Raw genomic sequence first — 17,499 nt, forward strand, 5'->3', positions numbered from 1 at the left:
CTAACTCAAACGTTGTTCAGCTTGGCCAAGGACGTGTATGAATGCCTCGATAACTGGCGGTGAAAATCGTGAAAATGTTTTTACGACAACACTGGCACGCCTACGCGCGAATCCAAAAATTCCATTGCTGATTGCTGCGGCTGCGGCCGTCGCTATTATTGTCGCGCTGATGTTATGGGCTAAAAGCCCGGATTATCGCGTCCTTTATAGCAACCTGAATGATCGTGACGGTGGTGATATCGTTACGCAACTGACACAACTGAATATCCCTTACCGCTTCGCTGATAATGGTGGCGCGTTGTTGATCCCGGCAGATAAGGTGCATGAAACCCGTCTGCGTCTGGCACAACAAGGCTTACCGAAAGGTGGGGCGGTAGGTTTTGAACTGCTGGACCAGGAAAAATTTGGCATCAGCCAGTTCAGTGAACAAGTTAACTATCAACGGGCATTGGAAGGTGAGCTGTCCAGAACTATCAGCACCCTTGGGCCAGTGATGAATGTCCGAGTTCACTTGGCAATGCCGAAACCCTCACTTTTTGTCCGCGAACAAAAATCCCCAACCGCATCTGTAACACTCGCGTTGCAACCAGGCCGCGCTCTTGATGATGGGCAAATTAACGCCATTGTGTACATGGTTTCCAGCAGTGTGGCCGGTTTACCACCGGGTAACGTGACTGTCGTTGACCAGACCGGTCGTTTGTTGACGCAATCAGACAGTGCGGGTCGTGATTTAAACGCCGCACAACTCAAATTTACTAACGAAGTTGAAAACCGCTTCCAACGCCGTATTGAAACCATACTCGCCCCGATGGTTGGTAACGGTAATGTGCATGCGCAGGTCACGGCACAAGTTGATTTTGCCAGCCGTGAACAGACCGATGAAGAGTACAAGCCTAACCAGGCTGCCGATAAAGGCGCGGTCCGCTCACAGCAAGTTAGTACCAGTGAACAACTGGGGGGAACCAATGTCGGCGGTGTACCGGGAGCATTATCCAATCAGCCATCTGCCACACCGGTCGCACCCATTGAAACCCCACAAGCGACGCCTGCTGCTGGTGCTGCTGGTGCCACAGCGAACAATGCCAACGCGGCGAATCGCCCGGCCACCACCACCGCTGCTAAATCGACAGCGACATCAAGCAATAGCCGCCATGACCAAACCACTAACTTTGAAGTTGACCGCACAATCCGCCATACCCAGCAACAAGCTGGCATGGTGCAGCGCCTCTCTGTTGCCGTCGTCGTTAATTACGGCAGTGATAAGGCAGGCAAGCCGGTTGCGCTGACGAAAGATCAATTGGCGCAAGTGGAATCCCTGACGCGCGAAGCGATGGGCTTCTCGACTGATCGTGGCGATACATTAAATGTGGTGAATACGCCATTTAGCGCCACCGACGATGCTAGCGGTAACACACTGCCATTCTGGCAGCAGCAGTCGTTCTTTGATCAGATGCTAAACGCTGGCCGTTATCTGCTTATCTTGCTGGTGGCCTGGATCTTATGGCGCAAATTAGTGCGCCCTATGATGGCCAAGAAACAAGTTGCTGATAAAGCTGCGGCATCAATCAATAACATTGTCCAGACTGCGGTAGCGTCTGAAAATGCGAAACAGAGTAAAGAAGAGCTGGCCTTGCGTAAGAAAAATCAGCAGCGGGTGAGTGCTGAAGTTCAGGCCCAGCGTATACGCGAACTTGCGGATAAAGACCCACGTGTTGTTGCGCTGGTTATCCGTCAATGGATGAGTAATGACCAATGAGCCTGACCGGAACTGAAAAAAGCGCCATCATGCTGATGACTCTGGGTGAAGACCACGCCGCCGAGGTGTTTAAACACCTCTCCTCGCGCGAAGTGCAGCAACTCAGTACCACCATGGCCAGTATGCGTCAGGTTTCTCACCAGCAACTGATTGATGTATTGGCTGAATTTGAAGACGATGCTGAACAATATGCCGCACTGAGCGTGAACGCCAGTGATTACCTGCGCAGTGTGCTGATAAAAGCCTTGGGGGAAGAGCGCGCATCCAGCTTGTTGGAAGATATTCTGGAGTCACGCGAAACGACCAGCGGGATGGAAACCCTCAACTTTATGGAACCGCAGATGGCGGCCGACCTGATCCGCGACGAACATCCGCAGATTATCGCCACCATCCTGGTCCACCTGAAACGCGCTCAGGCCGCCGATATTCTGGCGCTGTTCGACGAGCGCCTGCGCAACGATGTGATGTTACGTATCGCCACCTTTGGTGGTGTCCAGCCAGCCGCCTTGGCTGAATTGACTGAAGTATTGAACAACCTGCTCGATGGCCAGAACCTCAAACGCAGCAAAATGGGCGGGATCCGCACAGCGGCCGAGATTATCAACCTGATGAAAACACAACAGGAAGAGACGGTCATGGACGCGGTGCGCGAATACGACGGCGAATTGGCTCAAAAAATTATCGACGAAATGTTCCTGTTCGAGAATTTGGTCAGTGTCGACGACCGCAGCATTCAGCGTTTACTGCAAGAGATCGACAACGAATCACTATTGATCGCTCTGAAAGGCGCCGACCAAGCATTGCGCGAACGTTTCCTCAGCAACATGTCATTGCGTGCAGCAGAAATCTTGCGCGACGATCTGGCAACCCGTGGGCCGGTACGTATGTCACTGGTGGAAAACGAACAGAAAGCCATCTTGCTTATCGTCCGTCGTCTGGCGGAAAGCGGCGAGGTAGTCATTGGCGGTGGCGAGGATATCTATGTCTGACAGGATAAATGCCCTGCCCTGGCAACCTTGGTCACTCAACGACTTTGCCAGTACATCAGATACCACGCCGGCAGCGGCAGCGCCGGATCTCAGTATGCTGTTTACTGATGAACCGGATACGGGTAGCGATAGCGAGTCAACCACGGTTAATGAGCAACAAACATTAGCCAATCTGCAACTCGAAGCTGAGAAACTGGGGCGCCAACAAGGATTCGCCAAAGGGTTACAAGAAGGGTTGGATAAAGGCTACCAGACAGGTCTGGAGGAAGGTCATCAGCAAGCACTGGCCGATGCTCAAAAGCAATTGGACCCGATGACCGCCCACTGGCAACTGATGGTAAACGACTTCCAAAGTACCCTTGATGCACTCGACAGCGTGATTGCCTCACGGTTGATGCAAATGGCCTTGGCCGCCGCCAAACAAATTCTGGGCCAACCCGCAATCTGCGATGGCACAGCGTTATTGGCCCAAATACAGCAACTGATCCAGCAGGAACCCATGTTTACCGGTAAGCCACAATTACGGGTTAATCCTAATGATCTGGCTGTCGTCGAGCAACGCTTAGGCAGCACCTTAAGCCTGCATGGCTGGCGCTTGCTGGGTGATAGTCAAATTCATCCGGGTGGCTGCAAAGTCAGTGCTGAAGAGGGTGATCTGGATGCCAGCTTGGCTACCCGCTGGCATGAGTTATGCCGCCTGGCTGCGCCGGGAGAATTATGATGACCGCGCGCCTTGGCCGTTGGCTCGCCTCTTTAGATAAATTCGAAGAGCGCATCAGTCAGTCAACCACTATCCGCCGCTACGGACGGTTGACTCGCGCCACCGGTTTAGTCCTGGAAGCCACAGGGTTACAACTGCCATTGGGCGCAACTTGCCTGATTGAACGCCACGATAACGGCACAGTGCAGGAAGTTGAAAGTGAAGTGGTCGGTTTTAACGGCCAACGCCTGTTTCTGATGCCGTTGGAAGAAGTCGAAGGCATTGTGCCAGGAGCCAGAGTTTATGCTCGCGTGACCACTGGCGGTGCTTCAGCCAGTAAACAACTGCCGCTCGGCCCGGAACTTTTAGGCAGGGTATTAGATGGCAGTGCCAAACCCCTTGATGGCCTACCCGCACCTGAAACCAGTTATCGCGCCCCATTGATCACCCCGCCGATTAACCCGCTGCAACGTACCGCGATTGAGCAGGTTTTGGATGTGGGGGTGAGAACGATTAATGCCCTACTCACCGTGGGTCGAGGGCAGCGTATGGGCCTGTTCGCCGGTTCGGGGGTGGGTAAAAGTGTGCTACTTGGCATGATGGCGCGCTATACCCAAGCAGATGTGATTGTGGTGGGTCTGATTGGTGAACGTGGCCGTGAAGTAAAAGACTTTATCGAGAATATTTTGGGGCCGGAAGGCCGTGCCCGTTCGGTAGTAATAGCTGCCCCTGCCGACGTGTCGCCATTACTGCGTATGCAAGGTGCTGCTTATGCAACTCGCATTGCAGAGGATTTCCGTGACCGTGGCCAGCACGTATTGCTGATTATGGATTCCCTGACCCGCTATGCCATGGCGCAACGTGAAATTGCACTGGCTATCGGCGAACCACCGGCAACGAAAGGTTATCCGCCCTCCGTATTTGCCAAATTACCGGCGCTGGTGGAACGTGCGGGTAATGGTGTCACCGGAGGTGGCTCGATTACTGCATTTTATACCGTATTAACCGAAGGTGATGACCAGCAAGACCCGATTGCCGACTCAGCACGCGCCATTCTCGATGGGCATGTGGTGTTATCACGCCGTTTGGCTGAATCCGGCCATTATCCGGCCATTGATATTGAAGCATCGATCAGCCGTGCCATGACATCGCTGATCGATGAGAACCATTACAGTCAAGTTCGCCAGTTTAAACAGCTCCTTGCCAGTTATCAGCGTAACCGTGATTTGGTCAGTGTGGGTGCCTATGCCGCCGGTAGTGATCCGCTACTGGATAAGGCCATCGCCCTTTACCCGCAAATGGAAATCTTCTTACAGCAAGGCATGTTTGAACGCAGCAGTTACGAAGATGCATGTCAGCATTTGAAGAGTTTATTTCCGGGTTGATAGCCAGTGACTCAAACCACAGCCCCTGTCGCCTATCCACAGAAATTGGCGTTGCAGGTAAGCGGTAAGTGGATAAAGCCAAATTAAACAGTTAAGTGATTTTGGTAAGTGAACGTAGCCAACAACCCTGCAGCATCAAGTACGAAGGGTATAAGGAATACGATGAAAAGTCAGTCACCTCTCATCACCCTGCGCGATCTGGCCCAAAAGGCCGTCGAACAGGCAAGTACGCAACTGGGTCAGGTTCGCCTGTCATATCAGAATGCTGAGCAGCAACTCACGATGTTGCTAACTTATCAGGATGAATACCGGGTGCGGTTGAATGACACGCTAAGTAACGGGATGGCCTCTTCCAGTTGGCAAAACTATCAGCAATTTATTCAAACTCTGGAACAAGCCATTGACCAACATCGCCATCAATTGGCTCAGTGGAATGTCAAAGTTGAACAGGCAGTTAAGCATTGGCAAGAAAAGCAGCAACGGTTAAATGCATTTGAAACCTTGAATGAGCGGGCTGAAACTACCCTGCGTCTGCAAGAAAGCCGTTTGGATCAAAAATTGATGGATGAGTTCGCACAGCGCGCCTCACAAAGGAGTCTTAATTCATGAATCTGTCCCTATTGCCTGCCACTGCAACTGCCAGTGAAACTGAGGGCGCATCATCCTCTTCATCGATTGCTGCGTTATTTACTGATGCTGGGCTGCCGGCTGATTTTGCCAAATTATTGGGCGACCAACTGGGTAAAGAGCTGACTGCCCTGGATGCCTCGACATTGAAATCATCGCTGGCGGCGACCACTGATATCACTGCCGATGTAGACGGTGGAAAATCAATCGGCGGTAACAGTAAATTGAATCAGTTATTGGCCGCCTTAGGTGATATCAGTGCCACACTGCCAGCCGGCCTGACCCATGCAGGGCAGACTGGGGAAGCCAATAATGTGAAGAAAACCACGTTAGATGATAACGGCAAACTGGATAAAACGACTGAGCAAGTCGACGTCAGTGCGTTACAGTCGTTATTAGCCATGTTACCTCACCAAGTTGCCACCACACTGGGCACCGCCAGCAACGGGCAAAAACCATTGCTAACCGACAACAATGGCCTGACAAGTGGCAAAACCAGTAGTAAGCAGGACTTAGCCACGCTGACCAGTCTAACCTCACAAGATAAAGGTCTGGCGGCATTGATCGGCAGCACTGTCGGCAATGCGAAAAGCGACAATGCCACCAACAACGCACTGCTACCGGCCACCCCCGGTAAGGCTAAAACCACCACAGCCCAAGATAAATTAGTGCGCCTAACAGCAGCACAGGATGCAGATAGCAACCTCAGTGCGAAAGCCGTTCCTGTAGCAGTACAGGCTGACAAAACTATTGCCACAGCCGCTGTGGATAAAATAGCAGTGAGTTCAGCCACCGTGACACCATCACTCCCCCCGGTTTCCAGCCCTGTTCTGCCAGCGGCAGCCAGTGGCCCGGTTAGCGTGCCAGTCAGTGGTCATTTAAGCGCTCAGTTGGGTAGCCAAGAATGGCAGCAATCACTGGGGCAACAAGTGGTGATGTTTAGCCGTAACGGCCAGCAAAATGCCGAACTGCGGCTACATCCACAAGAATTAGGCGCATTGCAAATCAGCCTGAAAATGGAAGATAACCAGGCCCAATTGCACTTTGCTTCAGCACACAGCCAGGTTCGGGCAGCCATTGAAGCAGCGATGCCAAGTTTACGCTCGGCATTGGCTGAAAGTGGTATCCAGTTGGGCCAAAGCAGTGTCGGCAGTGAAGGACAGTGGCAGCAGGCGCAACAGCAAAGCCAACAAAACCAGCAAGGTTTCGCATCACGCGGCCAACCTGCATACGGTAGCACCGCATCTACAGATGCCCCGACCAGCACACCGTTGGTGACACCAGCGGCATTGCAGTCATTGGCTAATGGCAATGGTGGTGTTGATATTTTCGCCTAAAGTTGCTGTTAGTTTCAGCAAAAGGTGACAAACGGGCAAGTTAGGCCGTTTTTCCCCATCTATTCTGCCTATTGGCATTATGGATACGCGGGATAATCATCAGTAATAATTCGGATAGCGTGGGCTTATTTGTCGGTGGTCAGCGGTTTGTTTGTGCTACCCACCAATGATATACCTCAGGTTATTGTCGTGATTCACCGGTTTGATACCGAAACAGGAATTTGTCTTCTCCATGTCTGATAATAACTTCCCGGCCAAGCGTAAGAGTTCGATCTGGGTGATCCTGCTAGTGCTGATTGCTGTGGCAGCATCTGCAGGTGGCGGTTATAGCTGGTGGGTACTCCATAAGAGTAAACCTACCACTGCGAAAGCCGTTCCGGTTATTCCGGTGTTTATGCCGCTTGAGACCTTTACGGTCAATCTGATCACGCCAGATAACAATCTGGACCGTGTGCTTTATATCGGATTAACGTTAAGACTGCCTGACGATGCCACCCGTGCAAAACTCAACGACTATCTGCCGGAAGTTCGTAGCCGCTTGCTGTTGCTGCTGTCTCGTCAGTCCGCCGATAGCTTGTCGAATGAAGAAGGCAAACAACGTTTAGTGGGTGAAATTAAAAACGTACTTAGCCCGCCAATGGTTAAAGGCCAACCTAATCAGGTAGTCAGCGATGTGCTGTTTACCGCATTTATATTGCGATAATCATTATGGGCGATAGCATTCTTTCACAAGCAGAGATTGACGCACTGTTAAACGGTGACAGCGGTGGCGATGAGCCAGTTGCGGTTACCGGTAATGAAACAGACGTTAAACCTTACGATCCGACGACCCAGCGACGTGTGGTGCGTGAACGCCTGCAAGCGCTGGAGATCATCAATGAACGTTTTGCCCGTCAGTTCCGCATGGGGCTGTTTAACCTATTACGCCGCAGCCCTGATATCACTGTCGGCCCGATCAAAATTCAGCCATATCACGATTTTGCCCGTAATCTGCCAGTACCAACCAATCTCAACCTGATTCATCTCAAACCGCTACGTGGTACCGCGCTATTCGTTTTTGCCCCGAGTCTGGTTTTTATTGCGGTTGATAACTTATTTGGTGGTGATGGTCGTTTCCCAACCAAAGTAGAAGGTCGCGAGTTTACCCACACCGAACAACGTGTGATTAACCGCATGTTACGGCTGGCGCTGGATGCCTATCGTGATGCCTGGGCGCCTATCTATAAAATTGATGTGGAATATGTCCGTTCTGAAATACAGGTGAAATTCACCAATATCACCACCTCCCCCAACGATATCGTGGTCACCACCCCTTTCCATGTGGAGATCGGGGCGCTGAGTGGTGAGTTTAATATCTGTATTCCCTTCGCCATGATTGAGCCGTTGCGTGAGCTGCTAACCAATCCACCGTTGGAAAATTCCCGTCAGGAAGATAGCCATTGGCGTGAGACGCTGGTGAAGCAAGTGCAACACTCCGAGCTGGAGCTGGTGGCTAATTTTGTCGATATCCCGCTGAGACTGTCGCAGATACTCAAGCTGCAACCGGGGGATGTATTACCCATAGATAAACCGGATCGACTGATTGCGCATGTCGACGGCGTACCGGTACTGACCAGTCAGTACGGGACATTAAACGGGCAATATGCCCTACGTGTTGAACATTTGATTAACCCTATTTTGAATGCTCTGAATGAGGAACAGCCCAATGAGTGACCCTAAGCTTCCGTCTGACGATGGAAAGGAATCCGTGGACGATCTGTGGGCTGATGCGTTTAATGAGCAGCAGGCAGCGGATAAACCAACGGCCACCACCGAGGGCGTATTTAAATCACTGGAAGCACCGGATGCGATGGGTAACCTACAGGATATCGATTTAATTCTGGATATCCCGGTAAAGCTGACCGTTGAGTTAGGCCGCACCAAAATGACTATCAAAGAGTTACTGCGCTTGTCTCAAGGCTCGGTGGTCTCCCTTGATGGCCTGGCCGGTGAACCATTGGATATTTTGATTAACGGCTATCTAATTGCGCAGGGTGAAGTCGTGGTGGTCGCTGATAAATACGGCGTACGTATCACTGACATCATTACCCCGTCAGAACGTATGCGCCGTCTGAGCCGCTAATGACCGTAGCGCAAGTTGATACTGCCACGTCCACGGTTACAGCACCCGTTGTTACGACACAGGTGACTGCGCCAGCGGATGCTGCCATTGCGGTGGTGACACACGCCCCTACAGCCGATGTCGCAGTGCCCACCCCGCAAACCCCCGTTACTGGCTTTGCGGCCAGCCACCCCGGCACTACGGCGCAGCAGGCAGCACCCGCCATGCCCGCAGGATCGGTGTTAACTCAGGTTGGCAGCGTGCTAGGGGGTATTTTACTGCTGATTTTATGTGGTGCCTGGCTGGTGCGGCGTTTAGGTTTTGCCCCACAGGCCCGTAACAACAAATTATTGAATGTGAAGGCCAGTTGTCAGGTAGGTCAGCGCGAACGGGTGGTCATTGTTGAAGTCGACAATACCTGGTTAGTGTTAGGCGTAACCGCACAACAGGTAACACAACTCCACACTCTGACACGCCCTGTGGTTGATGAAGCCACCGCGGCTTCGTCGTCCGACAATGTGAAACCGGCCGATTTTCGCCAGCTACTGAACAACCATTTGTTTAACAAAAAATTGAAACATCCGGGAAAATCGGCATGATGTCTCTTCGCCCCGTGGCTGCCTCAGCAAATATCGTAGCAATCGCTACGCACAACACTGATTTTAATTATCAGTTGCTGCTTCGTCGTTTTCTGAAGGTACTCACCAATAAAACCACCCTGCTGCTATTGAGCTTACTCTGCTCTCCGGCGGTATTTGCTCAACTGCCGGGCATCATCAGCCAACCCTTGGCTAATGGTGGACAGAGTTGGTCTTTACCGGTGCAAACACTGGTTTTTATCACCACGCTGAGTTTCTTGCCCGCCGCCTTACTGATGATGACCAGTTTTACCCGTATCATTATTGTACTCGGGTTGCTGCGCAACGCATTGGGCACCCCCTCGGCACCACCCAATCAGGTGATGTTGGGCCTGGCGCTGTTTCTGACTTTCTTTATTATGTCGCCGGTATTTGACAAGGTGTATCAGGATGCTTATCTGCCTTTCAGTCAGGACAAGATAAGCATGGAAGTGGCAATAGATAAAGGCGCGCAACCCTTGCGTGAATTTATGTTGCGCCAAACCCGCGAATCGGATCTTGCCCTGTACGCACGGTTGGCAAATCTGCCACCATTGGAAGGCCCGGAAGTGGTCCCGATGCGGATACTGCTACCCGCTTATGTCACCAGTGAGCTAAAAACGGCCTTTCAAATCGGTTTTACCGTATTTATTCCGTTCCTGATTATCGATCTGGTGGTAGCCAGCGTACTGATGGCCCTGGGGATGATGATGGTCCCCCCCGCCAGTATCTCACTGCCCTTCAAACTGATGCTATTTGTCTTGGTTGATGGTTGGCAGCTACTACTGGGTTCCCTGGCACAGAGTTTTTATAGCTAAGGTAGGCTCATCATGACCCCTGAATCGGTAATGGCCCTCGGCGTTGAGGCAATGAAAATTGCGCTTGCACTGGCCGCCCCCTTGCTATTAGCCGCCCTGATAAGCGGCCTGATTGTTAGTCTGTTGCAGGCAGCAACGCAGATTAACGAAATGACATTGTCATTCATTCCAAAAATACTGGCGGTGTTCACCACTATGGTGATTGCAGGCCCATGGATGCTAAATCTGATACTGGATTATATGCGTAATTTATTCACCAGCCTGCCCACGTTGATTGGCTAACGGTGCTTTCCCTCGATACCACTCAACTTAGCGTCTGGGTCAGCCAGTACTTCTGGCCGCTAATTCGTGTGCTGGCGCTAATCACCACCGCGCCAGTGTTAAGCGAAAAGCAGATCAACCGTAAAGTCAAAGTTGGTTTAGCGTTATTAATTACCTTTCTGATTGCCCCTTCGCTGCCCCCGGTCAACATTCCTTTAGTCTCAACCGGTGCTGTCTGGGTCGCCGCCCAGCAGGTGTTAATTGGCGTCGCTATTGGCTTGACCATGCAGTTTGCTTTTGCCGCTATCCGGCTGGCTGGTGAAGTAATTGGTTTACAGATGGGGCTATCGTTCGCCACCTTCTTTGACCCGTCAGGTGGGCCGAACATGCCAGTTTTAGCCCGGTTACTTAACTTGCTCGCCCTGCTGTTATTCCTCACTTTTGATGGCCATTTATGGCTAATCTCATTGTTGGCCGACAGTTTTCATACCTTACCCATTCAGTTCGAACCGCTCAATGGTAATGGTTTTCTGGCCTTGACTCAGGCTGGCTCATTAATCTTTATGAATGGGTTGATGCTGGCATTACCGCTGATCACGCTGTTGTTAACCCTGAATATGGCGTTAGGTATGCTTAACCGCATGACCCCACAGCTTTCGGTGTTCGTTATCGGTTTTCCACTGACCTTGACCGTCGGGATCATCTCAATCGGACTGATAATGCCATTGCTGCCCCCCTTTGCAGAGCACCTGTTCGGTGAGGTATTTGACCGGTTAGCAGGCGTATTGAGCGGAATGGCGAGCTAAGTTTTCCAGCTTGGGGCGGGAGTGATAGAACAAAGTTGACTGGTAACAAAAAAAAGGTATGTCACCCCAAACCTTAGTGGAAGAAGATGACATACCAAAAAGTGCACCCGGTTTAAGTACACTTAATAGGGGACCTGTGGGGTAAGCCCACAGGCAGAAGACGGATTACTTATTCAGCTGGAACAGGGACAAACCCTGCATATCGGTAAATGTGGTATAAGAGGCCTGTAGTGCTGCCTGTTGCATCACATAGGAAGAGATAGCAGCAGTCCAATCCACATCCTGCAAATCACTCAAACGCTGTTTATTAATCAAACTACGATCACTGCCCAAACTGTCCAGGTTGTCTAGCTCTTGCAGTTGGGTACCGATTTCGGCTTGAACCGACAACACATTATTCAATGAGTTGGACAGCCCACGGATACCTTTATCCATATCGGCAGTGGCTTGATCTTTAACCGCATCAGTCGCCCCTTGTAACGGGACTTTCAGCGACTTGAGTACGGTATCGATGGTATTGAAAATATTGCTTTCTGACGCAACCGGCTTACCACCGGCATCATCAGGTTCGGGTTTCGCATTACTGGTCAATGCCATAAAGACACTGGAGCCGGTGTGCCCAACAGTAATCGAGCGGTTAGCATCGACTTTCTGTTCAATGGCAACATTGCCCCCCTGATAAGTCACATCACCGGTCGCACTGACCGCAAACGGCGGTTTGTCACTTTTAAAGCCAGCAAAGATGTAACGGCCGTTGCCATCAGTGGTGTTGGCCTGGTTGACCAGTTGGTCTTTCAAACCCTGTAACTGAGTCGCATAAGAGGCACGGTCATCGTCACTCAATATGTCGCTTTTGGCACTGATCACTAATGTCTGAATTGACTGAATAGTGCTGGTAGCCTGCGCCAGAACCGTGGTTTCCAGCGATGAACTCTGGCGAGCAAAACTACGTGCCAAGGTATATTGGCTATTTTCCGATTGAGCTTGTGACACCATCACCGCTTGAGATGCTGCCATCGGGTCATCGGAGGGGTTAACGACTCGCTTGCCGGAAGAGAGTTGTTGGCCCGACTGCATCCACAGTGACTGGGCGTTAGTCACGCCCTGCATATTTTGCTGATACAGCATGCTGGTACTTAAGCGCATGATGCCAGTTCCTTTTAGTAATCGTTCAGCCCGCAACCCTATCGCAACAATCAATCTGTCTAAACAGTGATGCTAACTAACCGCTAGATAAGATAAGTAGCGGCAGGTACTCTCTGCCGCTGACAAAAAATTAACCGCGCAGGCTCAGCAACGCATTAAACAGCGTCGAAGCCGTCTGAATGACCTGGGCATTCGCCAAATAATATTGCTGGAAACGCTGTAAATCGCCGTACTCTTCATCCAGGTTCACACCGGAAATAGACTGCTGCTCGGCGGTCAATTGTTTGACGATATTGGCTTGTGCTGTGCTGTTGGTTTTCGCGGTGCTGGTTTGGTTACCCACATTACTGACCAAACCGGCATAAGCACCAGACAGCGTGGCTTTGCCATCAACCAGTTTTTTGGTTTGCAGACTTAACAATGCCTGTGCATTAACGTTGTCACTCGCGCCACCATCAGCGGTACCGGCAGCCGCAATTTTACTTGAGTCGGTAATCTCGACCTGTAAATTAGCAGCCACGCTAGAGACCGTTTTGACGATAAACTTATCTCTGGCTTGCGCACCGGTAGTGCCGTTATCAACACTGACGGCGACACCATCAAAGCTCAACCCCGTCGTGTTACCGCTGCCGTCTTTCACTGGGTTAGCGGGCACTTTGGTGTTATCCGACAGGCGCGTTACCTGCCAGTCAGTTCCATCAAACTCTACGCTATAATCACTGGCTTTGACTTTTGAAGTATCGGTATAAGACACAGTCAAGCTGGCATCACCCTGATTTCTGGCGTTTTTTAGCACATTAGGTTGTGCAAAGCTGAAGAAATCTGTACCCGGCTCACCACTGGTATCAAACCCGGCTTTATGCTGAGTATTGAAGCTATCCGCCATGACCAATGCCAATTGGCCCAGTTGGTTACGAGCACTGTCGAGTGCTTCACTGCGGAATTTCAGCGTCCCGCCCAAGGTGCCCGTCGTCAGGCGGCTTTCGTCCACTTCAAGCACATCACCACTGCCATATTTATAGCCAATGGTTAATCGAGTGGCATCACTACTGGAAGGTATTGCTTGAACTTTATAAGAGTCCGGCCCTTGCACCAATGGCAAACCATTGGCAAAAGAAACGTTGTAAGCATCGCCATCTTGCTGGGTCACTGTTACGCCAACAATCTGGTTCAATTCGGTGACCAGTTGGTCACGCTGATCGAGTAACGCATTTGGCTCACTGCCACTGCTGCCGCGCAAACGGGTAATTTGATCGTTTAACTTGGCAATTTGGTCAGCATAGTTATTTATTTGCGTAACGCTTTCGGTGATCTTCTGGTTTACGCCGGTATCCATATCACGCAGATATTTATCCGCGTTCTGGAACTGATTAACCAACCCTTCAGCCTTGCCCAATACCGTTTTACGTGCCGCATCATCACCGGAGTTACTCACCAAATTTTGTAAGTTACTGAAAAAATCCTGCATGGTGCTGGAGAGGTTATTGGACGAATTAGAGAGCAAATTATCGATTTGCGAAATTTGCTGATAATAGGTGGTTAACCCGCTGCTCTGGGTTTGTGAAGACCGTAATTGGTTGGTAATAAAGGAGTTATATTCACGGTTAACACCGGTTACCGCAACGCCATTACCAATAAAACCGGCGGGACTTAGGGTTCCACCGTTTTGTGCAAAAATAGTATTCTGGCGATTATAACCAGCCACTTGGAAATTGGTGATGTTATTACTGACGGTGCTCAGGGCATATTGCGCTGCGCTCAGACCACTCATCGCAGTATTCATTAAACTGTTGGACATGAAGAAATCCTTTTACCACAGACGACGAGCATCGCAGCGCCTGCATTAATTAATATTGGGATACTGCCTGAGGAGACCTTAGCCTCCGCACAGCCTGTGATTATTATCGGCTCGACTTTGGAAAACTTGAGTCAAAATATGGGTGTAAATCTCGATCCTCACCAATCCAATAGGCGTATTGTCGCGGACAGTTTGGGTGCGCCAGCGCACAGGCAACGGTGCGTACACCATGACTTGGTAAATTATGGCTACGTGACGGCACCAAGCACTGTCCAATCCCAAAAATGACAAATAAAATAGCCTATTTAGAACAACTGGCTTAGGTCACTGCTATAAGCTTTCACTGCTTGTTCGCCAGTATTTTTCATTTGCTGGATCACACTGACTAATTTTTGCGCATACTGCGGATCGGTGGCGTAACCAGCTTGTTGCAGCGCATGTGCCCCCTGCTCAGGGCTGCGTGCTGCGGCAACGTTGGCATAGCGCGGGTTTTGCGTCAGTAATTTGACATAATCAGTGACAGCCTCGACATAGGAGCCATATACCCGGAAGCGAGCTTTGGTTTTCTTCGCCACACCTTGCTCATATTCGGTAGTAGTAATCTCACTGACTGGGCCATCCCAGTTACTGCCCGCTTTGATGCCAAACACGTTGTAACTGGTTTTGCCATCTGCCGTCGGAATTTCGCGCTGACCCCAACCTGATTCCAATGCTGCCTGAGCCACAATAAGCTGATGGGGAATACCACTTTGCTGACTGGCAATTTGTGCTGGAATAGACATCCGCGCCACGAAATTACCGGTACCTTGTGGCAATGGCGCGGAGTTGTTGGTGGGCGGTGTTGGCATGGCGCGACGCACCATTTGTGCCAATGCCTGTGCCGGTAATGTTTGCAGGACTTCATTATCCAGCATCATTGGCACCGTCCCTGCCGTTTCACTTGGCGAGGTAGAACCTGAAAGCTGCTCCACCATCATATCGGCCAGCCCCAACCCCTTGGCCGACATTTGCTGAGCGACTTGTTGATCATACATAGAGGTATAAAGCCGGGTCTGATCACTGTTCATCACGCCATCTTGCGGTAAGGCAGAACGCATGCTTTTCAGCATCATCTGCACAAACATCCCCTCGACCTGCTGGGCAACCTGCCGCAAGTTGCCTTGTGGATCTCTGGCCGCATCACGCTTTAAGGTATTCAGTGATTGGGCGTCATAGGCCGCCCCAGACATTGCCATCAGATCACTCATCAGATAATTTCCAATTTAGCCCGCAAGCAGCCAGCGCTTTGCATTGCCTGCAAAATAGACATCAAATCGATTGGAGTTGCCCCTAGCGAGTTCAGAGCACGAACCACATTATTCAGATTTGGGCTGGCATTGACGCGTTGCAATACCCCACCTTGCTGCTGAACGGAGATCTGAGTATTCGGGGTGACTACGGTCTGCCCGCCGCCCAACGGGGTATCTGGCTGGCTGACGGTATTTTGTTTATCAATCACCACCGATAGGTTCCCTTGCGCTACGGCACAAGAATCCAGCATCACATTGCGGTTCATCACTACCGAGCCGGTACGAGAGTTGATAATCACCTTGGCATCACCCGCATCGACATTCACCGGGATATTCTGAATATCTGCCAGGAAACGCACCTGCGAGCTGTTGCCACGCGGAACCAAAACCTGAATGGTGCGAGCATCAATCGCTGTCGCAGAACCAAAACCGCGCTGGCGGTTAATGGCATCACTGACCTGCTGTGCCATGGTGAAATCTTCGGTATTCAATTGAAGATTAATCACACCATCAGTGCCAAAGGTAGTGGGCAACTCACGTTCGATAGTGGCCCCATTGCTGATACGCCCGCCGGTCAGTTGGTTAACCTGTACACTACTGCCCCCCGATGACGCACCTGCACCGCCCACCAGCACGTTACCTTGCGCCAGAGCATAAACTTGGTTATCCACCCCTTTCAATGGGGTCATCAGTAGGGTACCACCACGAATACTTTTGGCATTACCCATTGAAGAAACCACAATATCAATGGTTTGCCCGGCACGGGAGAATGCCGGCAACTTGGCCGTGACCATCACCGCAGCCACGTTTTTGAGCTGCATATTGGTACCTGGCGGTACGGTAATGCCCAACTGTGACAACATGTTACTCAGACTTTGCGTGGTAAACGGCGTTTGCATAGTCTGGTCACCAGAACCATCCAGGCCGACCACCAGGCCATAACCGATTAATGCGTTATCACGCACTCCCTGAACGGTCACCAAATCGCGGATACGCTCTGCCGTTGCAGGTAAGGACACCAGCGTGAGCAGCGCAATAAGCTGTATAACAAATAGAGTGACAAGTGACTGTTTACGCATCGACGGCCTCTTAGTACGGTGAGATATTAAGGAAGAACCGCTGCAACCAGCCCATGGTCTGCGCTTCATTGATATAACCATTACCCACATACTCGATGCGCGCATCTGCAACCTGCGTTGAGGTCACGGTGTTGCTGCCGCTGATGGTGCGTGGGTTCACTACCCCAGAGAAGCGGATAAATTCGGTCCCCTGGTTGATTGCAATCTGTTTTTCACCGACCACATGCAGGTTGCCGTTAGCCAGCACGCGATCGACGGTAACGGTGATCGTGCCACTGAAGGTGTTGTTGGCATTCGCCCCCCCCTTACCGCCAAAGGTATTATCACCCGAGATATCCATATCAGCCCGCGCATTACCCAATAATCCTTCCAGATAACGCGGCGAAGTTGCCACACCAAATTTGCTTGCACCATTGCGGCTGGCATTGGCAGAGGAGCTTTTGCTGGCGCTGACATTTTCCTGCAAAGTAATCGTGAGTGTGTCACCGACATTACGCGGGCGACGGTCTTCGAACAAAGGCTGATAACCATAGTTCATCGGCTGAGCCGCCTGGAAAATAGAGCCATTTGGCAACGGCGCACTGGCCGGTGCCGGCTGTGCCGAGGTGGTGCCATCTACCAGTGATTTATGCGGAATATACGCGCAGCCATTGAGTAGCATCGCCGTCAACGGCATACAAACCCATTTCAATCCACCTGATGTGCGCAGCGGCTTTTTGTCCATCTCTGATTATCAGTCCTGTAACCGGTAAGAGGCCACACAGTCGGCCTCAGATACTCATTATTCTGT

18 protein-coding genes are annotated in these 17,499 nt (G+C 51.1%); 13 read left to right on the forward strand and 5 right to left on the reverse strand.

Translation table 11 applies throughout. The features are described 5' to 3' along the window. Positions 1–37: 37 nt before the first annotated feature. The 13 genes from fliF (at position 38) to fliR (ending at position 11,397) form a co-directional block, all read left to right on the forward strand. Positions 38–1,756 (forward strand): flagellar basal-body MS-ring/collar protein FliF, encoded by a 1,719-nt coding sequence (gene fliF, locus EL015_RS12565; RefSeq protein WP_005189372.1) that lies wholly within the window; start codon positions 38–40, stop codon positions 1,754–1,756. Then, a complete protein-coding gene (gene fliG / locus EL015_RS12570) occupies positions 1,753–2,745 on the forward strand; it encodes a flagellar motor switch protein FliG (RefSeq protein ID WP_032907159.1) in 993 nt (330 codons plus the stop codon). Before fliF ends, fliG begins: the two co-directional genes overlap by 4 nt. Next, positions 2,738–3,466: a flagellar assembly protein FliH gene (gene fliH / locus EL015_RS12575; RefSeq protein ID WP_032907157.1), complete on the forward strand. Its 729-nt coding sequence runs from the start codon at positions 2,738–2,740 to the stop codon at positions 3,464–3,466. The genes fliG and fliH overlap by 8 nt, the downstream gene beginning before the upstream one ends. Further along, positions 3,466–4,830 carry a flagellar protein export ATPase FliI gene (gene fliI / locus EL015_RS12580; RefSeq protein ID WP_005189368.1) on the forward strand — a complete coding sequence of 455 codons (1,365 nt, stop codon included), beginning with the start codon at positions 3,466–3,468 and terminating at the stop codon, positions 4,828–4,830. The genes fliH and fliI overlap by 1 nt, the downstream gene beginning before the upstream one ends. A 162-nt stretch (positions 4,831–4,992) precedes the next feature. Next, complete coding sequence (gene fliJ, locus EL015_RS12585) at positions 4,993–5,439, forward strand: flagellar export protein FliJ (RefSeq protein ID WP_005189365.1); 447 nt, start codon at positions 4,993–4,995, stop codon at positions 5,437–5,439. Next, positions 5,436–6,794 carry a flagellar hook-length control protein FliK gene (locus EL015_RS12590; RefSeq protein WP_032907155.1) on the forward strand — a complete coding sequence of 453 codons (1,359 nt, stop codon included), beginning with the start codon at positions 5,436–5,438 and terminating at the stop codon, positions 6,792–6,794. Before fliJ ends, EL015_RS12590 begins: the two co-directional genes overlap by 4 nt. A gap of 232 nt (positions 6,795–7,026) precedes the next feature. Then, on the forward strand, positions 7,027–7,497 hold the full coding sequence (fliL, locus tag EL015_RS12595) for a flagellar basal body-associated protein FliL (RefSeq protein WP_005189362.1): 471 nt from the start codon (positions 7,027–7,029) through the stop codon (positions 7,495–7,497). 5 nt (positions 7,498–7,502) lie between these two features. After that, on the forward strand, positions 7,503–8,507 hold the full coding sequence (gene fliM, locus EL015_RS12600; protein ID WP_005189361.1) for a flagellar motor switch protein FliM: 1,005 nt from the start codon (positions 7,503–7,505) through the stop codon (positions 8,505–8,507). After that, positions 8,500–8,916: a flagellar motor switch protein FliN gene (fliN, locus tag EL015_RS12605; RefSeq protein ID WP_032907154.1), complete on the forward strand. Its 417-nt coding sequence runs from the start codon at positions 8,500–8,502 to the stop codon at positions 8,914–8,916. Before fliM ends, fliN begins: the two co-directional genes overlap by 8 nt. Beyond that, complete coding sequence (fliO, locus tag EL015_RS12610) at positions 8,916–9,494, forward strand: flagellar biosynthetic protein FliO (RefSeq protein WP_005189360.1); 579 nt, start codon at positions 8,916–8,918, stop codon at positions 9,492–9,494. The genes fliN and fliO overlap by 1 nt, the downstream gene beginning before the upstream one ends. Further along, complete coding sequence (fliP, locus tag EL015_RS12615) at positions 9,491–10,330, forward strand: flagellar type III secretion system pore protein FliP (RefSeq protein WP_226967851.1); 840 nt, start codon at positions 9,491–9,493, stop codon at positions 10,328–10,330. The genes fliO and fliP overlap by 4 nt, the downstream gene beginning before the upstream one ends. Positions 10,331–10,342: 12 nt before the next feature. Continuing rightward, positions 10,343–10,612, forward strand: coding sequence for a flagellar biosynthesis protein FliQ (gene fliQ, locus EL015_RS12620; protein WP_004700941.1), 270 nt, complete (start codon positions 10,343–10,345; stop codon positions 10,610–10,612). Positions 10,613–10,614: 2 nt separating this feature from the next. Further along, entirely contained in the window at positions 10,615–11,397 is a 783-nt protein-coding gene (gene fliR, locus EL015_RS12625; protein ID WP_005189358.1) for a flagellar biosynthetic protein FliR, read from the forward strand. Positions 11,398–11,562: 165 nt separating this feature from the next. Here the strand turns inward: fliR and flgL are convergent, their stop codons facing one another. From flgL to flgH, 5 genes are all read right to left on the reverse strand, one after another. Continuing rightward, positions 11,563–12,543, reverse strand: coding sequence for a flagellar hook-associated protein FlgL (gene flgL, locus EL015_RS12630; RefSeq protein WP_032907152.1), 981 nt, complete (start codon positions 12,541–12,543; stop codon positions 11,563–11,565). 130 nt (positions 12,544–12,673) lie between these two features. After that, positions 12,674–14,341 (reverse strand): flagellar hook-associated protein FlgK, encoded by a 1,668-nt coding sequence (flgK, locus tag EL015_RS12635; protein WP_005189353.1) that lies wholly within the window; start codon positions 14,339–14,341, stop codon positions 12,674–12,676. A gap of 305 nt (positions 14,342–14,646) precedes the next feature. After that, positions 14,647–15,588: a flagellar assembly peptidoglycan hydrolase FlgJ gene (gene flgJ, locus EL015_RS12640; protein ID WP_032907151.1), complete on the reverse strand. Its 942-nt coding sequence runs from the start codon at positions 15,586–15,588 to the stop codon at positions 14,647–14,649. Next, a complete protein-coding gene (locus tag EL015_RS12645) occupies positions 15,588–16,709 on the reverse strand; it encodes a flagellar basal body P-ring protein FlgI (protein ID WP_005189350.1) in 1,122 nt (373 codons plus the stop codon). The genes flgJ and EL015_RS12645 overlap by 1 nt, the downstream gene beginning before the upstream one ends. 10 nt (positions 16,710–16,719) lie before the next feature. Beyond that, positions 16,720–17,433: a flagellar basal body L-ring protein FlgH gene (gene flgH, locus EL015_RS12650; RefSeq protein WP_005189346.1), complete on the reverse strand. Its 714-nt coding sequence runs from the start codon at positions 17,431–17,433 to the stop codon at positions 16,720–16,722. Positions 17,434–17,499 lie beyond the last annotated feature (66 nt).

It is taken from the genome of Yersinia intermedia (assembly GCF_900635455.1).
Lineage (GTDB): Bacteria > Pseudomonadota > Gammaproteobacteria > Enterobacterales > Enterobacteriaceae > Yersinia > Yersinia intermedia.

What these genes read in the sequence shown, in the direction of transcription:
- fliF (WP_005189372.1), top strand. Translation starts at nt 38, where the DNA reads ATGAATGCCTCGATAACTGGCGGTGAAAATCGTGAAAATGTTTTTACG.
- fliG (WP_032907159.1), top strand. Translation starts at nt 1,753, where the DNA reads ATGAGCCTGACCGGAACTGAAAAAAGCGCCATCATGCTGATGACTCTG.
- fliH (WP_032907157.1), top strand. Translation starts at nt 2,738, where the DNA reads ATGTCTGACAGGATAAATGCCCTGCCCTGGCAACCTTGGTCACTCAAC.
- fliI (WP_005189368.1), top strand. Translation starts at nt 3,466, where the DNA reads ATGACCGCGCGCCTTGGCCGTTGGCTCGCCTCTTTAGATAAATTCGAA.
- fliJ (WP_005189365.1), top strand. Translation starts at nt 4,993, where the DNA reads ATGAAAAGTCAGTCACCTCTCATCACCCTGCGCGATCTGGCCCAAAAG.
- EL015_RS12590 (WP_032907155.1), top strand. Translation starts at nt 5,436, where the DNA reads ATGAATCTGTCCCTATTGCCTGCCACTGCAACTGCCAGTGAAACTGAG.
- fliL (WP_005189362.1), top strand. Translation starts at nt 7,027, where the DNA reads ATGTCTGATAATAACTTCCCGGCCAAGCGTAAGAGTTCGATCTGGGTG.
- fliM (WP_005189361.1), top strand. Translation starts at nt 7,503, where the DNA reads ATGGGCGATAGCATTCTTTCACAAGCAGAGATTGACGCACTGTTAAAC.
- fliN (WP_032907154.1), top strand. Translation starts at nt 8,500, where the DNA reads ATGAGTGACCCTAAGCTTCCGTCTGACGATGGAAAGGAATCCGTGGAC.
- fliO (WP_005189360.1), top strand. Translation starts at nt 8,916, where the DNA reads ATGACCGTAGCGCAAGTTGATACTGCCACGTCCACGGTTACAGCACCC.
- fliP (WP_226967851.1), top strand. Translation starts at nt 9,491, where the DNA reads ATGATGTCTCTTCGCCCCGTGGCTGCCTCAGCAAATATCGTAGCAATC.
- fliQ (WP_004700941.1), top strand. Translation starts at nt 10,343, where the DNA reads ATGACCCCTGAATCGGTAATGGCCCTCGGCGTTGAGGCAATGAAAATT.
- flgL (WP_032907152.1), bottom strand. Translation starts at nt 12,543, where the DNA reads ATGCGCTTAAGTACCAGCATGCTGTATCAGCAAAATATGCAGGGCGTG.
- flgK (WP_005189353.1), bottom strand. Translation starts at nt 14,341, where the DNA reads ATGTCCAACAGTTTAATGAATACTGCGATGAGTGGTCTGAGCGCAGCG.
- flgJ (WP_032907151.1), bottom strand. Translation starts at nt 15,588, where the DNA reads ATGAGTGATCTGATGGCAATGTCTGGGGCGGCCTATGACGCCCAATCA.
- EL015_RS12645 (WP_005189350.1), bottom strand. Translation starts at nt 16,709, where the DNA reads ATGCGTAAACAGTCACTTGTCACTCTATTTGTTATACAGCTTATTGCG.
- flgH (WP_005189346.1), bottom strand. Translation starts at nt 17,433, where the DNA reads ATGGACAAAAAGCCGCTGCGCACATCAGGTGGATTGAAATGGGTTTGT.